The sequence below is a fragment of the Microcoleus sp. FACHB-68 genome (assembly GCF_014695715.1).
Lineage (GTDB): Bacteria > Cyanobacteriota > Cyanobacteriia > Cyanobacteriales > Oscillatoriaceae > FACHB-68.
The window spans coordinates 83,872-101,749 of record NZ_JACJOT010000016.1 but is presented as its reverse complement, the minus strand read 5'-3'; the positions used below and the strand labels follow the sequence as shown (position 1 = coordinate 101,749).

The 17,878-nt window shown below is 45.7% G+C and carries 13 protein-coding genes; 6 read left to right on the top strand and 7 right to left on the bottom strand.

What is annotated here, in order from left to right:
- Positions 1-106 precede the first annotated feature (106 nt).
- The gene (locus H6F73_RS21865) at positions 107-1,459 is read right to left on the bottom strand and encodes a flippase (protein WP_190760874.1); all 1,353 of its coding nucleotides are present in this window, start codon (positions 1,457-1,459) and stop codon (positions 107-109) included.
- A 130-nt stretch (positions 1,460-1,589) separates the two neighbouring features.
- Entirely contained in the window at positions 1,590-2,987 is a 1,398-nt protein-coding gene (locus tag H6F73_RS21860; protein ID WP_190760873.1) for an O-antigen ligase family protein, read from the bottom strand.
- 467 nt (positions 2,988-3,454) lie between these two features.
- On the opposite strand from H6F73_RS21860, the gene H6F73_RS21855 reads away from it, so the two are divergent.
- The 5 genes from H6F73_RS21855 to H6F73_RS21835 all read left to right on the top strand — a co-directional run bounded on the left by H6F73_RS21855 (position 3,455) and on the right by H6F73_RS21835 (position 11,320).
- Entirely contained in the window at positions 3,455-4,900 is a 1,446-nt protein-coding gene (locus H6F73_RS21855) for an SLBB domain-containing protein (protein ID WP_242072600.1), read from the top strand.
- A 39-nt stretch (positions 4,901-4,939) separates the two neighbouring features.
- Entirely contained in the window at positions 4,940-7,234 is a 2,295-nt protein-coding gene (locus H6F73_RS21850) for a tyrosine-protein kinase family protein (protein WP_190760871.1), read from the top strand.
- Positions 7,235-7,923: 689 nt separating this feature from the next.
- Positions 7,924-8,568 (top strand): PEP-CTERM sorting domain-containing protein, encoded by a 645-nt coding sequence (locus tag H6F73_RS26710; RefSeq protein WP_242072599.1) that lies wholly within the window; start codon positions 7,924-7,926, stop codon positions 8,566-8,568.
- Positions 8,569-8,906: 338 nt separating this feature from the next.
- Positions 8,907-10,478, top strand: coding sequence for a glycosyltransferase family 39 protein (locus H6F73_RS21840; protein ID WP_190760870.1), 1,572 nt, complete (start codon positions 8,907-8,909; stop codon positions 10,476-10,478).
- Between the two features lie 641 nt (positions 10,479-11,119).
- Positions 11,120-11,320: a hypothetical protein gene (locus H6F73_RS21835; protein ID WP_190760869.1), complete on the top strand. Its 201-nt coding sequence runs from the start codon at positions 11,120-11,122 to the stop codon at positions 11,318-11,320.
- A 76-nt stretch (positions 11,321-11,396) separates the two neighbouring features.
- Here the strand turns inward: H6F73_RS21835 and H6F73_RS21830 are convergent, their stop codons facing one another.
- Positions 11,397-13,505 carry a cation:proton antiporter gene (locus H6F73_RS21830; protein WP_190760984.1) on the bottom strand — a complete coding sequence of 703 codons (2,109 nt, stop codon included), beginning with the start codon at positions 13,503-13,505 and terminating at the stop codon, positions 11,397-11,399.
- 29 nt (positions 13,506-13,534) lie between these two features.
- Between H6F73_RS21830 and H6F73_RS21825 the strand changes: the two genes are divergently transcribed.
- Positions 13,535-13,921, top strand: a complete 387-nt coding sequence (locus H6F73_RS21825; RefSeq protein ID WP_190760868.1) for a hypothetical protein — start codon at positions 13,535-13,537, stop codon at positions 13,919-13,921.
- A 177-nt stretch (positions 13,922-14,098) separates the two neighbouring features.
- On the opposite strand, the gene H6F73_RS21820 is transcribed toward H6F73_RS21825, so the two are convergent.
- The 4 genes from H6F73_RS21820 to H6F73_RS21805 all read right to left on the bottom strand — a co-directional run bounded on the left by H6F73_RS21820 (position 14,099) and on the right by H6F73_RS21805 (position 17,742).
- Positions 14,099-14,767: a hypothetical protein gene (locus H6F73_RS21820; protein ID WP_190760867.1), complete on the bottom strand. Its 669-nt coding sequence runs from the start codon at positions 14,765-14,767 to the stop codon at positions 14,099-14,101.
- A gap of 89 nt (positions 14,768-14,856) precedes the next feature.
- Positions 14,857-15,054: an NAD(P)H dehydrogenase subunit NdhS gene (locus H6F73_RS21815; RefSeq protein ID WP_190669685.1), complete on the bottom strand. Its 198-nt coding sequence runs from the start codon at positions 15,052-15,054 to the stop codon at positions 14,857-14,859.
- Between the two features lie 137 nt (positions 15,055-15,191).
- Positions 15,192-16,457, bottom strand: a complete 1,266-nt coding sequence (gene rodA / locus H6F73_RS21810; protein ID WP_242072598.1) for a rod shape-determining protein RodA — start codon at positions 16,455-16,457, stop codon at positions 15,192-15,194.
- 214 nt (positions 16,458-16,671) lie between these two features.
- Positions 16,672-17,742: an Mrp/NBP35 family ATP-binding protein gene (locus tag H6F73_RS21805; protein ID WP_190760865.1), complete on the bottom strand. Its 1,071-nt coding sequence runs from the start codon at positions 17,740-17,742 to the stop codon at positions 16,672-16,674.
- Between the last annotated feature and the right edge of the window lie 136 nt (positions 17,743-17,878).

Genomic DNA, 17,878 nt, shown 5'->3' with positions numbered 1-17,878 from the left:
GCTACGACACATAAACTTGCGAGTCTGATTTAAGCTAGCTCAAGGGAAAACTCTTTTTTGATATTGGTTCTTTACTACCTAGTTGCTAGCCTCAAAACCTCTATTTTTAGAACTTCGACTTTATATTAAATAAATCTTTTGGATTTTTAATAAAGTCTATTAGGAAAAGTGCTTTGGTTTGCTTTAAAAATATCACCCTGGTTTTTGGATAGAAAGCATTCGCTCCATAAGCTGCAAATCCCTGTGCGATTACGGTGGCAATGCCGGCTCCCAACCCTCCATAGGTAGGAATTAACAGAAAATTTAAAAATACATTAACCACCGCCCCAACAGCCGTTGTTGAAGCTGAAAACCTGATTAAACCTTCTGTAATTAACCAGGGACCTCGTGCTAGGCCCAAGGAGACAAATAACCCAGCCCAAACAAGAACTGCTAACGGTGGAGATGCCTCAACATACTGTTTTCCATAAAGAAAATCTATAATGTAACCGGATAAAAAAGTCATGGGAATCGCTACAGCGTAAGAGACCACCGCCATTAAATTTAAAAGTTTTTGTACTCGTCCATAATAGACTTCTTCACTTATTTCCTTAGCTTTGACAATGGAGGGGAAAACAGATTGAATAATTGCACCCGGAATAAAGTACCACATTTCTGAAATTTTTACGGCAGCTGAATAAACTCCCACCTCGCTTGAGTTTCTCATTTGCCCCAACATCACCTGATCAATCCGCATATATATCATAATGACGAACCCAGATAATATTAGCGGCCAGCTATCTTTGAGTAATTCTTTGGCCCGCCTAAAACTGAATCGCCACGCTTTTAATAGATGCCCTCTCCACTGATAGGTAATTCCCAAGGCTATTGCTGACAAGATTTTTTCTCCTGTTAGCGCCCATGAAAAGGCAATTAGTGGTGAGCGCAGTTGGATCAAGGTAATTTTGACCGCGTTGATGATCACGTACGCAGAATTCGTAGACCAAACGGTAAATTTAGATTGAACTTGCGATTGAAACCAAAAATCAATCACTTCAAAGCATAGAAAAACCGTTCCTGTTGCGGCAGCTGCTACTAACCCAAAGGTTCTGTTATCTGTAGGGTTTAAAAATCCAAGCGTTCCTACTGTTAAAAATAACGTGAGCAGGCCTCCGAGGAATTTAAGAACAAAGGCAGTTCCGAGGGTTTCTTCTTTACAAGATGGGTCACGAGCGAGGTCGCGGACTACGATTTGACCTAAGCCTAGTGTGGCAATTGGACTAAACAGCCCGACAAAGGCGATTGCATAATTGAGGAGGCCAAATTCATCCGGCCCTAAATAACGTGCGACCCAAACTCCTACAAGCAAACCCAGGCCCATTTGTAAAAATTTTTCTGCAAACAACCAAGCTGTGTTTGCGATAACTTTACGCAAACCCGGACTGAGCTTTTTAGTGAACGCAGTGAGCTTGTTTAACATTAGAAGTTTTCAACTTGTTTCAAAAAAGATAATTGTTAAGGACTGGATAAGCCGGCAGCATAGTGATATCGCAACGGCTATAACTTTCCATGCTTTGCCGACAGCCTTCCCACTTTTATGGATGCCTTGATTATAGCGAAGACGGTTCTCTGATTCTGTGAGTTTCTCTTTGTTTTTTTGTGTTCGTGTCTAAAGTTAAGCGAACAGTTAATACTATATACCAAAACCAAACACTGGTGACTCCAAAAAGACCTGTTTCTGTAAGGTTTGTCATAATCGTATAGGTCAAGAATACAAGCGGTAATCCTGCTTCTGGTAATTTAGCGCTAGTTAGATATGTAACCGCTTTAACAAGATTATTAAAGAACGAAAGAATAAATAAACTCAATCCCACCCATCCTACTTGTAAAGCGAGGTCTAAAAAACCATTATGAGAATGGGGCGGTTTAAATTGGGTTTTAATCACAATGATGTCACGTCCTGGATCATCTAGTCCTCGCCAAGGTTGCCAAAAGCTGGCCGATCCATAGCCTAGCAAGGGACGCTGATTAATTTTGTCGATGATCTGCGGCCAAAAGTCCGTGCGTCCGGTTAGTGTCATATCCTTGCCCAAACCCCCCACAACAATTGACTCCAGGTTGTCTGAAATAACAATAATTAAGATTATGCTGACAATCAGAAACAGCACGACGGAAATAAAAGCCCACTGCACCGGCAACCTTTTCACAAAGTTGAGGTAAAACCACAAGCTTAACAGCACAATGACTAAAACTTTACTGGCTCCACTATTGGCATTTTGCAAAGAAAAAAGTGCGAGCAAAATAACAACAGCAGACAGGCGTCGCTGCTTCGGCGAGTAAAGAGCGTGCAAAAACCACAATACCGCCGTTAAAGCCATGAAGAAGGCAAACTGGTTTGGATGTCCTAAAATCCCACTCCACCCCTTGAGATGCCTTCCAATCGAAGGTTTAAATTGGGCGTAGTATATACTAAATATGACTGCGACAAAGCTAATCCAGCGAAACAACCGAAGAAGTTCTGTCCAGCTATATTGTTTGCCTATATAAACCGCCACAGCAGATGCGCCTATATAGGCTAAACTTGCCTTCGTTGCTATCTCTGGAGTATCTGACCAAAAACCAGAGAAACTGACAACTCCCAGAAAAAGACTTATAAAAGGAGCTTTGACAATCAGGGTGATGATAATATTTAAAATATTTTGCAGGGTGTAGCGTAGCCTTGAAGACAGAAGAAAAACTAAAGTCAAATAAATAGCTAACTGGGCTGCGACGGTGACCATCTTTGTATTGTAGTTATATAGCACAGACGGATGCAGCTTAGTGAAAGGACTAATACTAGCCCCTGTGGCTCCGGATATTGTAAAAAGAAAAAAGCCTGCAAGAAACTTTTCAGCGTTGGCGGCAAGCTTGCTATTTTTAGCAAGAGCATTGTAAACTAACAAAATAAAACAAATTGCTATGCCAAGGATTATTATTAATAAAAAAGGCTCTTTAAGAATTTCTTTCATAATTTAAATTTTTGACAAGTTTAATCTTTTGCTAGATTTAAAATTAACTTAATAAAAATATTTTAGGGGGTTTTACCTGAATTCCCGTAAAAGTGAAATTCATCCTTAACAATTATTATAAAGAGCTTGCTGGCTGCTCGGCTCGCCCTTTGCTTCGGTGTATCCCGTCAATTGCTGAACCGGCAGTCTTAGGGGTTTGGCTGCACAGCCGGCCAACAAAGACAAAGGTCTATCTTGGCTCATAAAGGTCTTAAGCGTTATGCCGGCCCAGTTCACTAACCAAAAAACTGGTTAGAGCCAACAGGCATCGCAGATCCTCTCCAGTTAGTATGCCCTCTAGTTTGGCAGTTTCTACAGAACCCGGTTAAATTTAGAGAATGAAGAAAAGAATGTTGTGTAGGGTCTGTGCGAGTTCTACTAGACCAATAACCCAACTGGTTGCGGGTCTAAGCGTAGTGGCACTAAGCATGGCCACTTATTACCCTAGCAAAGCCCAACTCCCCCCGCTCCCGCCCCCACCGGCAGGCTACCCCGGGCATCAAGGATTCCCACCCCCACCCTTATCCTCTGGCAGCAACGTGTTATCAACAGCCGCTTATACATTAGGCGGCGGCGACAATATTCGTATTGATATTTTTGAATTGCCACAATATAGTGGCGAGTACCAAATTCCAGCCGGTGGAGCCATACAACTGCCCCTGATTGATAGCGTATCTGTCCAAGGACTAACATTAGAAGAAGCAAGTGAAGCCATTTCACAAGCTTACAGTCGCGTCCTCAAACGTCCCCTAATTACCCTCAGCCTTCTAGCAACCCGTCCTTTAAATATCCTGATATCAGGCGAGGTGAACCGTCCCGGATCATATCCCCTGGCCCTGACATCGGGCGCAGGCACCAGACCTTCCGTTCAGTTCCCCACATTATTGCAAGCCATAGAAAAGGCGCAGGGAGTCACTCTCACCGCTGATATTCAACGCATCCAGCTGCGCCGGCCAGCCGCCAGAGGGCCAGAGCAAGTGCTTGTGGTTAATCTGCGAGAATTTTTGGAAACAGGCCGGTTGCCCCAAGACCTCACCTTACGGGACGGAGACTCGATCTTTGTCCCCACATCTGCCCAAGTCGCGCTAAACGATGTCCGCCAATTATCCACCGCTAGCTTTGGCACCTCGATAGATCAACCCCGCACCGTTGCAGTGCTGGGCGAAGTCAACAGTCCCGGTAGCTACGTAGTGGTTGGAGGAAACACCCAAACCGAGTTAAGAACTTTAGGGTTTCCCACCGTCACCCGGGCCATTCAGCTAGCCGGAGGTGTCAGACCCTTAGCGGATGTGCGCCGCATTCAGGTACGGCGACTCACAAAAGCCGGCGGAGAACAACTTTTTAATGTAAATTTGTGGCAACTTTTGCAACAAGGAGATATATCTCAAGACGCAATTTTGCAAGATGGAGATACGGTTATTATCCCTACTGCTACTGAATTAACGCCGGCAGAAGTCTCAGAATTAGCTACAGCTAGCTTTTCTCCTGATAAGATTTTAGTTAGTGTGGTAGGCGAAGTAGGAAGACCAGGGTTTGTTGAAGTTCCGCCTAACACCACCTTGACTCAAGCTCTATTGACCGCAGGAGGATTCAACAACAGTCGGGCCTATCGAGAATCGGTGGAACTGATTCGTCTGAATTTTGATGGCACGGTTTCTCGACGAACAGTGCCCGTTGATTTTGCCCAAGGAATCAATGAACAAACCAATCCCCTGCTCCGCCCTAATGACATCATTGTTGTCAAACGCTCTGGCATCGCTAGCGTAGCGGACACTGTGAACACTGCGCTAAATCCCGCAGCGAACATTCTTGCACTCATAACCATTCCCAACCGATTTTTGGAATTTCTCACTCTCTTGGGCATTACTAAATAGAATTGAGCGAATCTTTTTCTGGGGATATCAGCAAAAAAGATGGATACAGACTATCATTCTCAGCCGATTTCATCTAAGCGTAATGGGCAACCGGCTCAGTCGCTGCCTCAGCTATCAACCGGCAGGCTTGAAGAGATCGAGGAACAGCCTTTAGATCTGGCTTGGCTATTTGGGGTGGTGCGCCGCAGAATATGGGTGATGGCAGGAGTAGCCATCTCATTGAGTGCCATTTCTGGAGGCTTGCTCTTGTTGAAGCACAAACAAACAATTCCTAACTACCAAGGCGGCTTCCGAATTCTGGCTGAGCCGATCACCGCAGAGGGCCGTTTGGCAAGAGTATTTTTACAGGCCCAAAGTAACAATTTGGGGGCAGCCGATCTCAGTAAGATAGGCTCCTCAGTCGAAGACTCAAGTTTGGTGGACTACCAAACTCAAATTCGGGTTTTAAAGAGTCCTGAACTGCTGAACCCCGTGATTGCCCAGTTAAAAAAACGTTATCCAGAAATTAGCTTTAACACATTATTAGCTAATCTATCGATTAGTCGCGTTAGTTATGAAAGAGATGGCAAAGAAGTCGGGACAAAAATTTTAGATATCCGCTACCAGGATGAAAATGAGAAAAAAATTCAGTTTGTCCTGCAAACACTGGCTGACAACTATTTAAATTACAGCCGCCAAGAGCGCCTTAGCAGCACCAAGCAGGGGATCACATTTATTGACACCCAACTGCCTGAACTAAAACGGCGCGTTGACACCCTTCAAGAACGTCTGCAACGATTGCGCCGGCAGTCTAACCTCAGCCTACCTGAAGTAACCAGCCGAGGTCTGTCTGATCAAGCAGGGGCGCTGATGTCGCGCAGAACAGACATCCAAGCCCAACTGGCTGAGTCTAGAGCGCTGTACGCGAACTTGCAAAGACAGTTTGCCGACCAGAGAAGCGCTCAAGTCTTGGGCGTAGACCTAAAAACCTACGAACCGTTAGTCAGACAGCTCCAAGATGTAGAAAGTCAAATTGCCGTTAATTCAGTCTTATTTCAGGACGATAGCCCGCCTATGCAGTCCTTGAGAGAAAAGCGAGACAATTTGCGGGTGCTATTGCGTCGAGAAGCTGATGCTGCTCTGCAAATGGTTGCAGGTCAAATCCAAGCGCTAGAAGCTCGTCAACAATCTATTGCCGACAATGAAAATTTATTAAACCAGCAAATTACGCAATTCCCGGCTGTTTTACGTGAGTACGGCGATTTACAGCGGGAGCTAGAAGTGGCTACCGATAGCTTGAAGCTATTCCTATCTAAACGAGAAACCTTACAGCTCGATGCCGGCCAGCTGGAAGTGCCTTGGCAAATCATTGCTAAGCCTGAGGTTTTTGTGGATGAGATGGGCCGGCCAATGCCGGTGGAAACCTCACAAACTCGTCGTCAACTAGCCATCGCAGTGATTCTGAGCCTGTTGCTGGGCATTGGGGTCGGGTTCCTTACAGAGGTACTTAACACCGTCTTCCACACACCAGAAGAAGCAAAAGCTGGAACAAAACTGCCTGTTCTGGGGGTTATTCCCTTCGCCAAAAGGCTCCAGAAAGTTGCTCCCGTCAAGGAAACAGCCGATGTGAGCGGACGCTCATCTGGTGGCCTTAAGCTCGTACTGGGTAATCCCAGTTCCTCTCAGCATGACAGCGCTTCTCCAGTTTTGGAAGCTTTCCGCTCCCTCTATACGAATATCCGGTTGCTCAGTCCACATACGCCAATTCGTTCTTTTGCCATCGGCTCAGCAACACCTGGAGATGGAAAATCTACGGTAGCTGTCCATTTGGCCCAGACTGCCGCCGCGATTGGCCAGCGTGTCTTGCTGGTAGATGCGGATCTGCGCCGGCCTCAACTCCATCAAAAGTTAGGGTTGCCGAATGTCCGGGGATTGAGCGATGCCATTGCCACAGACATCGGGCTGAATGATGTGATCCAGCGTTCGGGCAGCGTCTGGGCCGATGAATTGCCTTGGGAAGATAACCTGTTTGTGCTGACTGCTGGACCCTTGCCTCCAGACCCTATCAAACTGCTCTCATCTAAAAAAATGCTCTATTTAATGGAGCAATTTCAAGCCTTTTTTGATTTGGTCATTTATGACACTCCACCGCTTGTCGGGCTAGCAGACGGGAACATCCTAGCCGCTCATACCGACGGGATGGTGATGGTTGTGGGGCTTGATAAGACAGACCGAGCAATGGTGGTCAAAGGATTAGATGGCTTAAAAATTTCTGGCGCTTCTGTTTTAGGAATCGTGGCAAATGGGGTTAAAGGGTACAGCGCTAGTAGTGATGTTTCCTATCACCGTTTGTGAAATCAACGGCTGCCATCTCCAGTGCCCTAAAAGTAGTCTGGGGATGGCAGCCAATTGAACCGGACGGTTGGCAAAATCAAGCGAATTGTTAAGATATATTCGCTTTTGTCCGTTTGGGGCTGCCACTGCCCCACAATTTTCATTCCTGCTGGAGTGCGTTCCCTGACAATTCCTAGAATTACAGGCTGAAGAGCGGTTCACAGTTATAAAGGGTTTATAAGTGAAAAAACCCGTCTCTCGTGATTGACCCAGCCGCTTTCAGTTGAGACAAAGGAACTTTTCTGTTAATTAAGGAATCGCTCTTTACATCTGCTATCAAAAAGCCGGCCACAGCTTTGATGACAAAACTCAAGCTGCCGAGGTGTCACCTATAGATATCTATCTATAGTTAGTGATACAGATCACGCTAGTGGTCGAGAAAAGCCTATAGGATAGTAGTGAAAGGTCGGGCCAACATAAATCTGCTCGGACAGGTCAAACTTCATATTGGCTATGCACATTGTAAAGAATTAACGAACCCCCGCCAAAGTTATAGACATTGGCGGGAAATGAGGTTAAGACATAAGTAATATAGTGTTTAGTCAAATCTTGAGCAGCTTGTTGGGTTTCGCTCAGCAAGCGGTCTGAAACTCATATTTAACAGCAAACGGCCGCTTTTGAGTTTAAATTTGACATTTAAGGAGAATCTTATGAGTTTCCAAAGACGCTTTGCCACTGTAGTCGCCACGACTGCGCTTACCGGCCTAATCTGTGTGCCGGTGCAAGCTGCCAACTTATTTGGCAGTAGCGTCAAGTTTGATAAGGATACGGAGGTGAGCTTTGACTTTTTGGAATCTCACGGGATATACAAGTCGGACTTTGGCGTGCAACAAGCCGATGGAAGCTTCACTTCCCTGCTTAAAGAAATCCAAAACGCTGATGACACCTCAGGTAAATCAAAAGATGATTGGTTTGGAAGTTGTGGGATTTCCGTTAACCAATGCACTTCTACCTTCACATTTAAGGCCGGCATAGATTACACCTTTGCCTTGCAAAACTATGAGAAGGTAAAAACCACCAATGGCTGGGGGTATAGCGACACGCCAGGTACAGTTGTTCACTCCACCACTACGCCACAAGCTGTCGCCTATACTAAGCTCTCTGACACTTCCTACAAACTGGCTTGGGATGATGGATACGCTGGTGATCGAGATACCAACGACTTCATTGTTAAAGCGTCATGGAAAAAAGCTGCATCTGTGCCTGAACCGGCAGCCTTAGCCGGTCTGGTTCTAGTCGCTGGAACATTGGTAATTTCTCGTAGGCGTAAAGGAGTTTTAAGAATTCCGGATTAGCACTGAGCGAGAACCTTCCCAACTAAGCATCTCACAATTATTTTCTAGCCATCAGTTTTATTTTTAAGAAAAAAGTGAGTAAATATTAGCATTGACAGACAGAATGAGTGCTGTCTTTTATTATGACAATTATCGGCTGCCGGTTATAACACACAATTAACGAGAGCAAAAGTACATCTTTGCATTCCCCCTAAAAGCCTGCTATAAAGTTACAGCAGAAACCGTGCTTTAATCTTTCTTCTAGCATTGCCAGAGGTTGACCTACCTGTGCGCCTCAGATGAATACGCAGAGCACATTTGTGCGCTAGACTGCTACTTTGGGGTGCTACTGCTGGTATATGACAAGAAAATTCAAATTTTTAATCATCGTCCTACTACTACTAGGAATATTTTTTCGATTTTTAAATCTAGATCGAAAATTCTACTGGTATGATGAAACCTTTACCTCATTACGCATTTCTGGCTATACAGAAACAGAAGTGGTTCAGCGGGTTGCTAACGGCGAGTTAATTAGCATCCCAGAATTACAGAAATATCAACGCCCCAATTCAGAAAAAGGCGTCATTGATACGATTCAAGGATTAGCGGCGGAAGAACCCCAGCTGACGCCTTTGTATTTTGTCATGGCACAATTTTGGGCGCGGACTTTTGGCCATTCTGTGGCAGCCATCAGAAGTTTATCCGCCTTGATTAGTTTGCTAGTTTTTCCTAGTATCTACTGGCTTTGCCTAGAACTCTTTAAATCATCCATGGTTGGCTCGCTAGCTATGGCATTGATAGCCGTTTCTCCCTTCCATGTACTGTACGCTCAGGAAGCGCGACCCTATAGTTTGTGGACGGTAACGATCTTAATATCGAGCGCTTCTCTTTTACGAGCGATGCGGCTCAAACGAGCAAGCAGTTGGGTTATTTATGGAATAACTGTTGCCGTAGGGCTTTACTCTCATCTTTTGTTAATTTTAGTTATGATAGCGCATGGATTTTATGTAGTTGTCACCGAACGCTGGCGCTGGAACAAAACGATAACTTCTTTCATATTGGCTTCATCTGGTGCACTGTTAAGTTTCCTTCCCTGGATGGCGGTCGTGATTAATAACTCTACTGAAGTTTATGCTCGAACAAATTGGTCTTATTTAAAAATTAGCTGGATATCCTTATTTAATAACTGGATTATTAATATTGTCAGAGGCTATTTTGATTTTGGCTCAACTAGGGAGTCTGTTGGAGCGTATTTTATACCTATTAGTGTTCTGATATTTATTTTATTAATACTCATTGTATTCTCAGTTTACTTTTTAACAAAACAAACAAGTAAAAATGTTTTCTTATTTATTTTTACCTTAATTTTAATTCCTGGTTTAGCCATAATTATACCAGATTTAATTGGCGGAGGAGTGCGCTCAACCAAAAGCCGATATTTGATTCCATCTTATCTAGGTATTCGGTTAGCAATTACTTATCTTTTAACCAGTAAAGTCCTCTTCCCTGAAGCCAAAAGCCGACAACATAAGCTGTGGAAAATTATTACTGTCGTGCTAATATCTAGTGGCATCCTATCTTGCGCCATTAGCTCACAATCAGATACTTGGTGGAATAAAGAATGGGGCGGACAAAACCCACAAATCGCTCGCACTATTAACCGTTCCCTTAAACCGCTAGTCATTAGCAATCTTTCTGATGCTAGTATTGGTAATGTATTTTCTCTGAGTTACCTGCTAGACTCTAAAGCTCAATTTCAATTGGTTGTGAAATCAAATATTCCTGAGATTCCTCAGGGGTTTAGCGATATATTTATATACGGGTTATATAAAAACAATCGAGAAAACCTTAGTAAAAAACTAGGGGTTAAGTTAGAAAATATCTACTCGAATAAAAATGCCGGCATCGGTCTTTGGAAATTGGTTAAGTAACTCTATTTTTCAAAAATAAAAAAAGCCATTTTATTGCAAATAAGAATGCTATATAAATAAACTATTAAAGATTAAACTTAATCTAAATCATTCCTGAGCAAGCTTTGCTTTAATTCCTTCATCTTTACGCTTGTCAACAGCCACCAGCAAATTAGTTGAAAGCTTTAAATTTAGGAAGCATAAAGCTTAACATCATAACGATCACAGAGAAACAAAGGGGACAGCCAAAGCTTTCTGTCTTTGCTCCTAGTTAGCTTAACGTTTCGGTAGCTTAACGTTCACACCGGCTCAAATATTTGTGCCTCAGTGAGCCTTGAGCAACTTTAACACGCCGCTCTTTAATTCACAAAGCTTAACTCAAGCGACCGCCAATACCTGAAACGATCAGATCCAAACATCAGAAATTTAACCTATTTGCCTCAAATTCAAGGACTTAAATCACAAAAATCTAGAATTAAAATCACAAGCAGGCCAGATATAAATCACAAACTTAGAGGATTACTATCACAGTATTAAGACGCTTCAATTATCAAAATAGAGAGTGACTATCGCTTTTGTGCGATAGGTTCAATGAATCCTCACCAAATGGCCCCATAGATAACCTTACCTATTGCTTGAAAATTACAAATTTTTTAAAAACAATGCAATTTCCAAACTATCTGTACCAAGTCACCCTTGAAGAACTTTACGGTCAAGTCATGTTCTCGAATATCGTGACTCGAAGCGACCGGCAAATGCTAAAAGATGCTTTATTAAAAGAATCTCTGAGCGAAAATGAACACGACATTATCAATCGGCTGATCTATAACGTGCGGCGGGGATGGGTTAGGCTCGTTGATTAAACTCACCCAAACCCTCGAATAAGCATTCCTACGCCTTGCCAAGTGGCCAGATCCGAACGAACTGCCGAGTAGCAGTTTAACCACTAACGTTCTTATTTTTTGGTACAGAATTTAACACGATGTCGGTATTAACCCGCTGCGGCTCTCCAAACATTACTAAAGAGCAGGTTAATTGCCTGAGCATCTGAGTCGTCACATCACTGACCGCCAATCCCGCCGCCGTGCGATAGCGCTGCGAACGCCAAACCACCAAATCCACAGACTCAGCAGCGTTGAGAATCGCTTTGACCACATCCGCGTGGGGGATAACTTGAATATCAAGCTCCACCTTAGCAAGACTTACCCATTTACTAACCAGTAGAGACAGTTGCGACTCGATCCAGGCTTTCTTGCTAGCAGGAGTTCGGCGATCACATACGTGTAACAAAGTAATTTGCGCCTGATTAGCCTCAGCCAGAATTCGAGCGAACCGTAACGCTTGCATAGCTCGATCACTCAAGCTTTCTATCGGCACCAAAATCCGCCGAATTTTTAGTGGCGAATCGAGTAGGCGCGTCACAGCTACCGGACAGTGAGAGGAAGAGAGCACACTATCAATCACACTGCCTAACAAACGAGTGCGAAATCCAGGTTGTTTACCCCAACCCATCACAATTAAATTGGCATTTTGCTCTCGGCTGGCATGGCTAATCCCGTGATCAATCGCATAATCAATTCTCAATAGCGGTTCTGCCTTGACGCCCATTTCTCCACCCAGTTCTGTGGCCCGATTCAGTAGCGTCTGGCATCGCTCAATAGCGGTTTCTATTTGGGGAGCATCCATGTGAGCGTGAGCGGTAGTAATTGCCAAGGGCACAATCCGCCCTGCTTCATGCCGTGCCAATATCGCCGCCATCTCAACCAAATACTGCTCTGTCTGGGGATTGTAGACTGGAACGACGACTGTAAAGTCCGTGTCTGCCACCTGAGTTCCCCAAGTTTGGGGGATTGGTTCAGTCTCCAGACTTTGAGTAGTTGTACTTAGCCCTGGAGCAACCCGACTGGTAATCACCGGCCCTAGAGTGGCCGTGGCCAGCATCAAGACAATCACGCTATTTAAGACATCTTCAGTCAGCAGTCCCGCCCGAACGCCCACCAGCGTTGCTGCCAGAGTTGCACCCACTTGCGGCAACGACAGTGACCACATTGTTAGCATCTCTTGCCGGTTGTAGCGGTAAATTAAAGAGGCGAAAAACGCCGCTAAAAATTTGCTGCCTATTAAAGCTCCGACAATCGTCAGCGGCATCCAAACCGAGAGAATGCTTTTGATAAAGGCCGGCACATCAATCAGTAGCCCCAAATCCACAAAGAAAATGGGAATGAACAGCACACTCCCAACAAAAACCACCTTTTCCTTGACAGGCCCTTCGCCCACCACATCATTTACTGCAAGACCGGCCAAGAAAGCTCCAATAATCTTTTCAACACCGATTAATTGCGCTCCCAGCGATGCCAGAAATACCGCTAAGAGGACGAACAAAAACTGGTTGCCCTCCTCATCGCCGGTGCGGCGAAAAAATTCTCGCCCCGCCCAGTCAAAGCCAAAAAGGACGACCGCAGAGTAAATAAGTAATGATACTAAGAGCGTAACCAGTTGGAAAACAGTAAAGCTACCTGCCTTAACCGCCACACAAACGGCTAAGACGAGCAAAGCGCCAACATCAGTAAAAATGGTTGCACCGATGGTAACGATGACGGCTTCGTTGGCCACAACTCCCAGGCGGCTGACAATGGGATAAGCCAAAAGGGTGTGAGAAGCTAGCAGGGAACCGATTAAAATTGAAGCATTCCACCCAAAGCCAAAAACTCTCCCAACGACTGTCCCAGCAATCAAAGGAACGATGAAGGTTAAGCTGCCAAATCCAATAGAGCGATCCTTTTTTTTACGAAACTGATGGATATCCACTTCTAGCCCTGCCACAAACATCAGGTAAAGCAACCCAATGTCTGATAGCAGTTTCATCGTCGGTAAATCAGTATCGAGTAGCTTCAATCCATTCTGGCCAAGTAGCACGCCAGCGGCTAGCAAACCGACTAATCCTGGAATTCGGAATCGCTCGAAGACAATCGGCACGGTCAAGATGACCACCAGCAAAATCGCAAAAGGAACTATCGGTTCCTTAAGAACTTCTGAGAGATGTTCCATAGCGAGGAGTTGAGAAATTTGGTAAATGAGTGTTGACAAAGACCCGAGTCAGCTATGCAGCCGGCTCAAGGTGGCGAATCCTCGCTCAGAGGAACTGTAATGCCTTACCAATATTGCAGGCAGCAAGTCAACGTCATTTTCAACGGCAGACAAACTTTACGACTATCCACCTGTGGATAGATTTGATTTCCCATCAATCGCCAATCAAGCAATTTTCCTCACAAGTTTTGCCGGTGCTACATGGGTTTAGCTCTCTCAAATCCATAGTTAGCCCTGTAAAACTATCTAATTTAGATTTAAAACCTCAACGGCTATCAATGATTAAGTGCTTCAAACCGGGCATCACATTGAGCCGGCTCTTAATGACAAAAGCAATTTTTACGATTTTTGGCTTGATTGGCCGGCTCAGAGGATGAGCCAAACTACCCCTTGATCTTCTTATTCTAGGCAGTTTCTAGTCCTTAACCCCTCAAAATTTAAAATGATTTAATTACTTTGCCATTCTCAGCCCGAATCTTTTCAGCGGGCAAGTTTTTTTGTTGACAGCTAGCTGAATTTAAGATATGTATTTTAAATTCTAGCTTGTGCCCTTTTTATGGGTGAATTTGACTCAAAATTACTCTTAAACGGTCATAGTCATCCTTAAGCAACAGACTCAGGGTGCGTCCTGCTCTCACCAACCACTCGCGGTCAGCCTTGCGTAACTGATAGACTTCCCGAATTGCCGCTGCCGTCAACGCTTCCACCGGCGCACCAGTGAGCTGGAGTAATGTCCGCAAAAAATCCAGCTGTTCGCTAAAGTGAATAATTTCCGCCGGTTCGCACTGGTAAACGGCTTGGTGAATTTGTGGCGGACGAGGCGGAAGATACTGATAAATCGTGCCGGCAGGTTTTGTGGAACCGTTCCTTCCCTGTGGTGCCGGCGCAAACCCCACAATTGCTGCCCGAAACTCTGTTGTCAACATCGCAAAAATCTGGGGTTGCTCCTCTCGCAAACCTTGGAGAGACAAACCCAACGCCCGCGCTCGGTGAACCGAATCAATCGGGCTAGTTGTGGCATGATAAACCACCGCATAAATTTGATTTCCCGATTCTTCATCCATCGACTTGACCCAGCTGCCAAAAGGTGGCATAGCCGGAAAACTCAAGTCATCAGGCTCCAAACACTGAGCTAAGAATTCTGTCGTTGCCGTTTCAATCACCTCAGCAATGTGGTTGGGGTGGCGATTGCCAGCGGTAAATTGGGGCAGAGGAAGGCGCATATCTTTGGGTAAAAGGTAATGGGTAATCGATAACAGATAATGGGGAACCGTTTTAGCAATTCTCCATTATCTATTATTTCTTCCCTTCGCTATTTGGCTTTCTGGCGGCCTGCTGTGGCGTCTACCAATTCCAATTCTGAAAGTCGGAAGGTTACTAATTTATCCCAGTTACCTCCCTCAAACAGCACAGCTGCCTTGCCATCACTCACTCGTTGCACTTGTCCTTGAAAAGCGTAATAAATATCGTTGGCATTCTTCACGCGCACTGCTGAACCGGGCAGAATCATAATTGCACAGAAGTAGATTTTCCTTTATTAGCTTACTAGGAATTTGCGGTCATTCGTCTGCTCGTTTTGTGTGTTTGGTGAATTGTTTGATCGCCATTAACAGCCGGCGATCAGATCGATGACAATCTCACAAACCGCTAAAACCTCAGCCGTTGCCGGTAATTGGCCACAGATTCCACTAGCCCAAGCGCGATAAAGTTCGTTAGTAATGCTGAGCGACCGTAACTGATCCAAGGCAGGGGAATGCCGGTAACGGGCGCTAGGCCAATCGTCATGCCAATGTTGACAATCACCTGAAACACCAACATTGACAGCACGCCGATGGCTAATAACGAGCCAAAGTTGTCTTTAGCATTTTGGGCGATCATCACCAAGCGCAGGCAAATCACCCAGAACACGAGCAACACAGCGATGCAGCCCACAAACCCCAGTTCTTCACCAATGGCTGAGAAAATAAAATCTGTATGTTGTTCGGGAATGAAATTAAGTTGGGTTTGCGTTCCCCGATAGAGTCCCCGCCCCCAAAATTCGCCGGCACCGATAGCAATGCGAGATTGGATCAGGTGGTAGCCGCCGCCTAAGGGGTCTTTATCCGGATCGAGAAATAGAATCAATCGATCTTTTTGGTAATCTTTGAGCAATCCCCACAACAGGTGCCCTAGCTGACCGGCTAGCATATTGCCGACCATCGCACCTAAAGAACCGAACAGTGGCCACGGTAGGGTCAACCACCCGATCACACCCATTGCGCTGACCCAAATCAACCAAGGGGCACTCCGCAAAAGCGCATAACCGATAGATGCTCCCCAATCTGACCACTCCGGCACACAAACACTGAAGATAATTGCAGAAAAAATCGGGGACACCATCAGCAACAACCATCCCGGATTAGCATTTGCCCAATAAAGCATCCCCAGGGTAATCGCGCCAAACACCAGGGATGTTCCCAAATCCGGCTGTATAAACACTAATAACCAAGGCACGCCAGCAATTGCCAAGGTTTTGAAAACAGAGGGAATGGTTGAGGCCGTTCGAGTGTGCAGCAGAGATGCCAAGGTGATAATCATCCCTAATTTGGCAAACTCAGAGGGTTGAATATTAAAACCGCCAATCGTAATCCACCGTTGCGCCCCCAAGGCTGTGGTGCCAATAAACATCACCGCCAGCAGCGATAAATTGGTGATGGCATAGATCCCCCACTGCCACTGAATCAAAATTTCGTAGGGCCAGCGAGCCACGATGACAGCCAGGAGCAAACCAATACCGCCGACAAGCCAGTGCTGCCACCAATCGGTCCATCCCAGGTTGAGTTCAGTGCTGCGGATCATAATCCCGGCAAATATGGTGAGACCAATAGCCAGGGCGAACAGCAGCCAGTCAACCTGGTGCCAAGGCGCGAGCATTGACTTCCAGCGAAATATAAAGAATTTCCGAAACATTTTTTAGGGGTGACAAGTGAGGTTTGAGAAGTGGGTAATCACAAATAGGACGCAGGAATTGACAAATAATAAACGATATGCTAGCTACCGTCTAGTGCGTTCTTTTGCTTTTTGCATTTTTTCTGCTCACTTTTTCTTTCGGCCTTCAGCCTTCGCACTCCGCACAACTCACCGGCTCCTACGCTAAAGCTGCTACAGAAACTTTACCGGCAATTCTTTCAGCTATGGCTCGCAAAGCCTTGGCCGAGGCAGAATCCGGGTCGGATAGGACCACCGGGATGCCGGCATCGCCACCTTCTCGCAGGGTAATTTCTAGGGGGACACAGCCCAGCAGGGGCACTCCCAGTTCTTTAGAAGTTTTCTCGCCGCCGCCAGATCCAAAGATGTCATACTGCCGGTCAGGCATATCGGGGGGAATGAAATAGCTCATGTTTTCCACAATTCCCAACACCGGCACGCCCATCTGTTGGAACATCTTCAAACCTTTGCGCGAATCTAATAGCGCCACATTTTGCGGAGTCGTGACAATAACAGCCCCGGCCATCGGTACGGCTTGCGTTAAGGTTAACTGGGCGTCGCCGGTGCCGGGGGGCATATCCACAATCAGATAGTCTAACTCTCCCCACTGCACTTGATAAAGAAACTGGCGAATGATGCCGTTGAGCATCGGGCCGCGCCAAATCACCGGCTGGTCTTTGTCAATTAAAAAGCCCATCGAAACCAGCTTGACGCCGTAATTAAAGGCCGGTTCGAGCACTTCCCCTTGCCCACCATTGCGAACCGTGACTTTGGCATCCGCGAGTCCTAACATGGTGGGAGCATTTGGCCCATAGATGTCAGCATCAATCAGACCGACTTTGGCACCGGCTTGTGCTAACGCCACCGCCACATTCACCGCCACGGTACTCTTGCCAACGCCGCCCTTGCCGCTAGAAATGGCCAAGATATTTTTAACACCGGCAATTCCCTGCCGGTCAGGCACTCCTTTCTGCTGGGGAGTTTCAGCCGTGACATCTACCACGACATCCTGAACGCCCGGTAACTGCTTAACTGCCTTTTGGCAGTCCTCCACAATAAATTCTCGCAACGGACAAGCCGGTGTCGTTAGCACCAAAGTAAAACTGACCTTGCCACCGTCGATCTTGACATTGCGAATCATGTTTAATTCCACCAAACTCTTGCGGAGTTCGGGGTCTTGCACAGGTCGTAACACTTCTAAAACCGCACTCGAATCAAGCATCTCGGACATTGTGTTCTCCACCCTCGCTGTGAAATCGGGCACATTGGTTGGCTTTCTTAATGCATCTTAACCTTAGCGTCCACTTCTTTTAGGTTGAGTTTTGCAGCTTGTAGTAGGCTTAAAAATGGTATCAGTCAGGAGCGCC

Bases quoted from the DNA above. Each gene is read 5' to 3' on its own strand.
- H6F73_RS21855 (WP_242072600.1), top strand. From the start codon at position 3,455: ATGGCCACTTATTACCCTAGCAAAGCCCAACTCCCCCCGCTCCCGCCC.
- H6F73_RS21835 (WP_190760869.1), top strand. From the start codon at position 11,120: ATGCAATTTCCAAACTATCTGTACCAAGTCACCCTTGAAGAACTTTAC.
- H6F73_RS21820 (WP_190760867.1), bottom strand. From the start codon at position 14,767: ATGCGCCTTCCTCTGCCCCAATTTACCGCTGGCAATCGCCACCCCAAC.
- H6F73_RS21840 (WP_190760870.1), top strand. From the start codon at position 8,907: ATGACAAGAAAATTCAAATTTTTAATCATCGTCCTACTACTACTAGGA.
- H6F73_RS21850 (WP_190760871.1), top strand. From the start codon at position 4,940: ATGGATACAGACTATCATTCTCAGCCGATTTCATCTAAGCGTAATGGG.
- H6F73_RS21815 (WP_190669685.1), bottom strand. From the start codon at position 15,054: ATGATTCTGCCCGGTTCAGCAGTGCGCGTGAAGAATGCCAACGATATT.
- H6F73_RS21860 (WP_190760873.1), bottom strand. From the start codon at position 2,987: ATGAAAGAAATTCTTAAAGAGCCTTTTTTATTAATAATAATCCTTGGC.
- rodA (WP_242072598.1), bottom strand. From the start codon at position 16,457: ATGCTCGCGCCTTGGCACCAGGTTGACTGGCTGCTGTTCGCCCTGGCT.
- H6F73_RS26710 (WP_242072599.1), top strand. From the start codon at position 7,924: ATGAGTTTCCAAAGACGCTTTGCCACTGTAGTCGCCACGACTGCGCTT.
- H6F73_RS21865 (WP_190760874.1), bottom strand. From the start codon at position 1,459: ATGTTAAACAAGCTCACTGCGTTCACTAAAAAGCTCAGTCCGGGTTTG.
- H6F73_RS21830 (WP_190760984.1), bottom strand. From the start codon at position 13,505: ATGGAACATCTCTCAGAAGTTCTTAAGGAACCGATAGTTCCTTTTGCG.
- H6F73_RS21805 (WP_190760865.1), bottom strand. From the start codon at position 17,742: ATGTCCGAGATGCTTGATTCGAGTGCGGTTTTAGAAGTGTTACGACCT.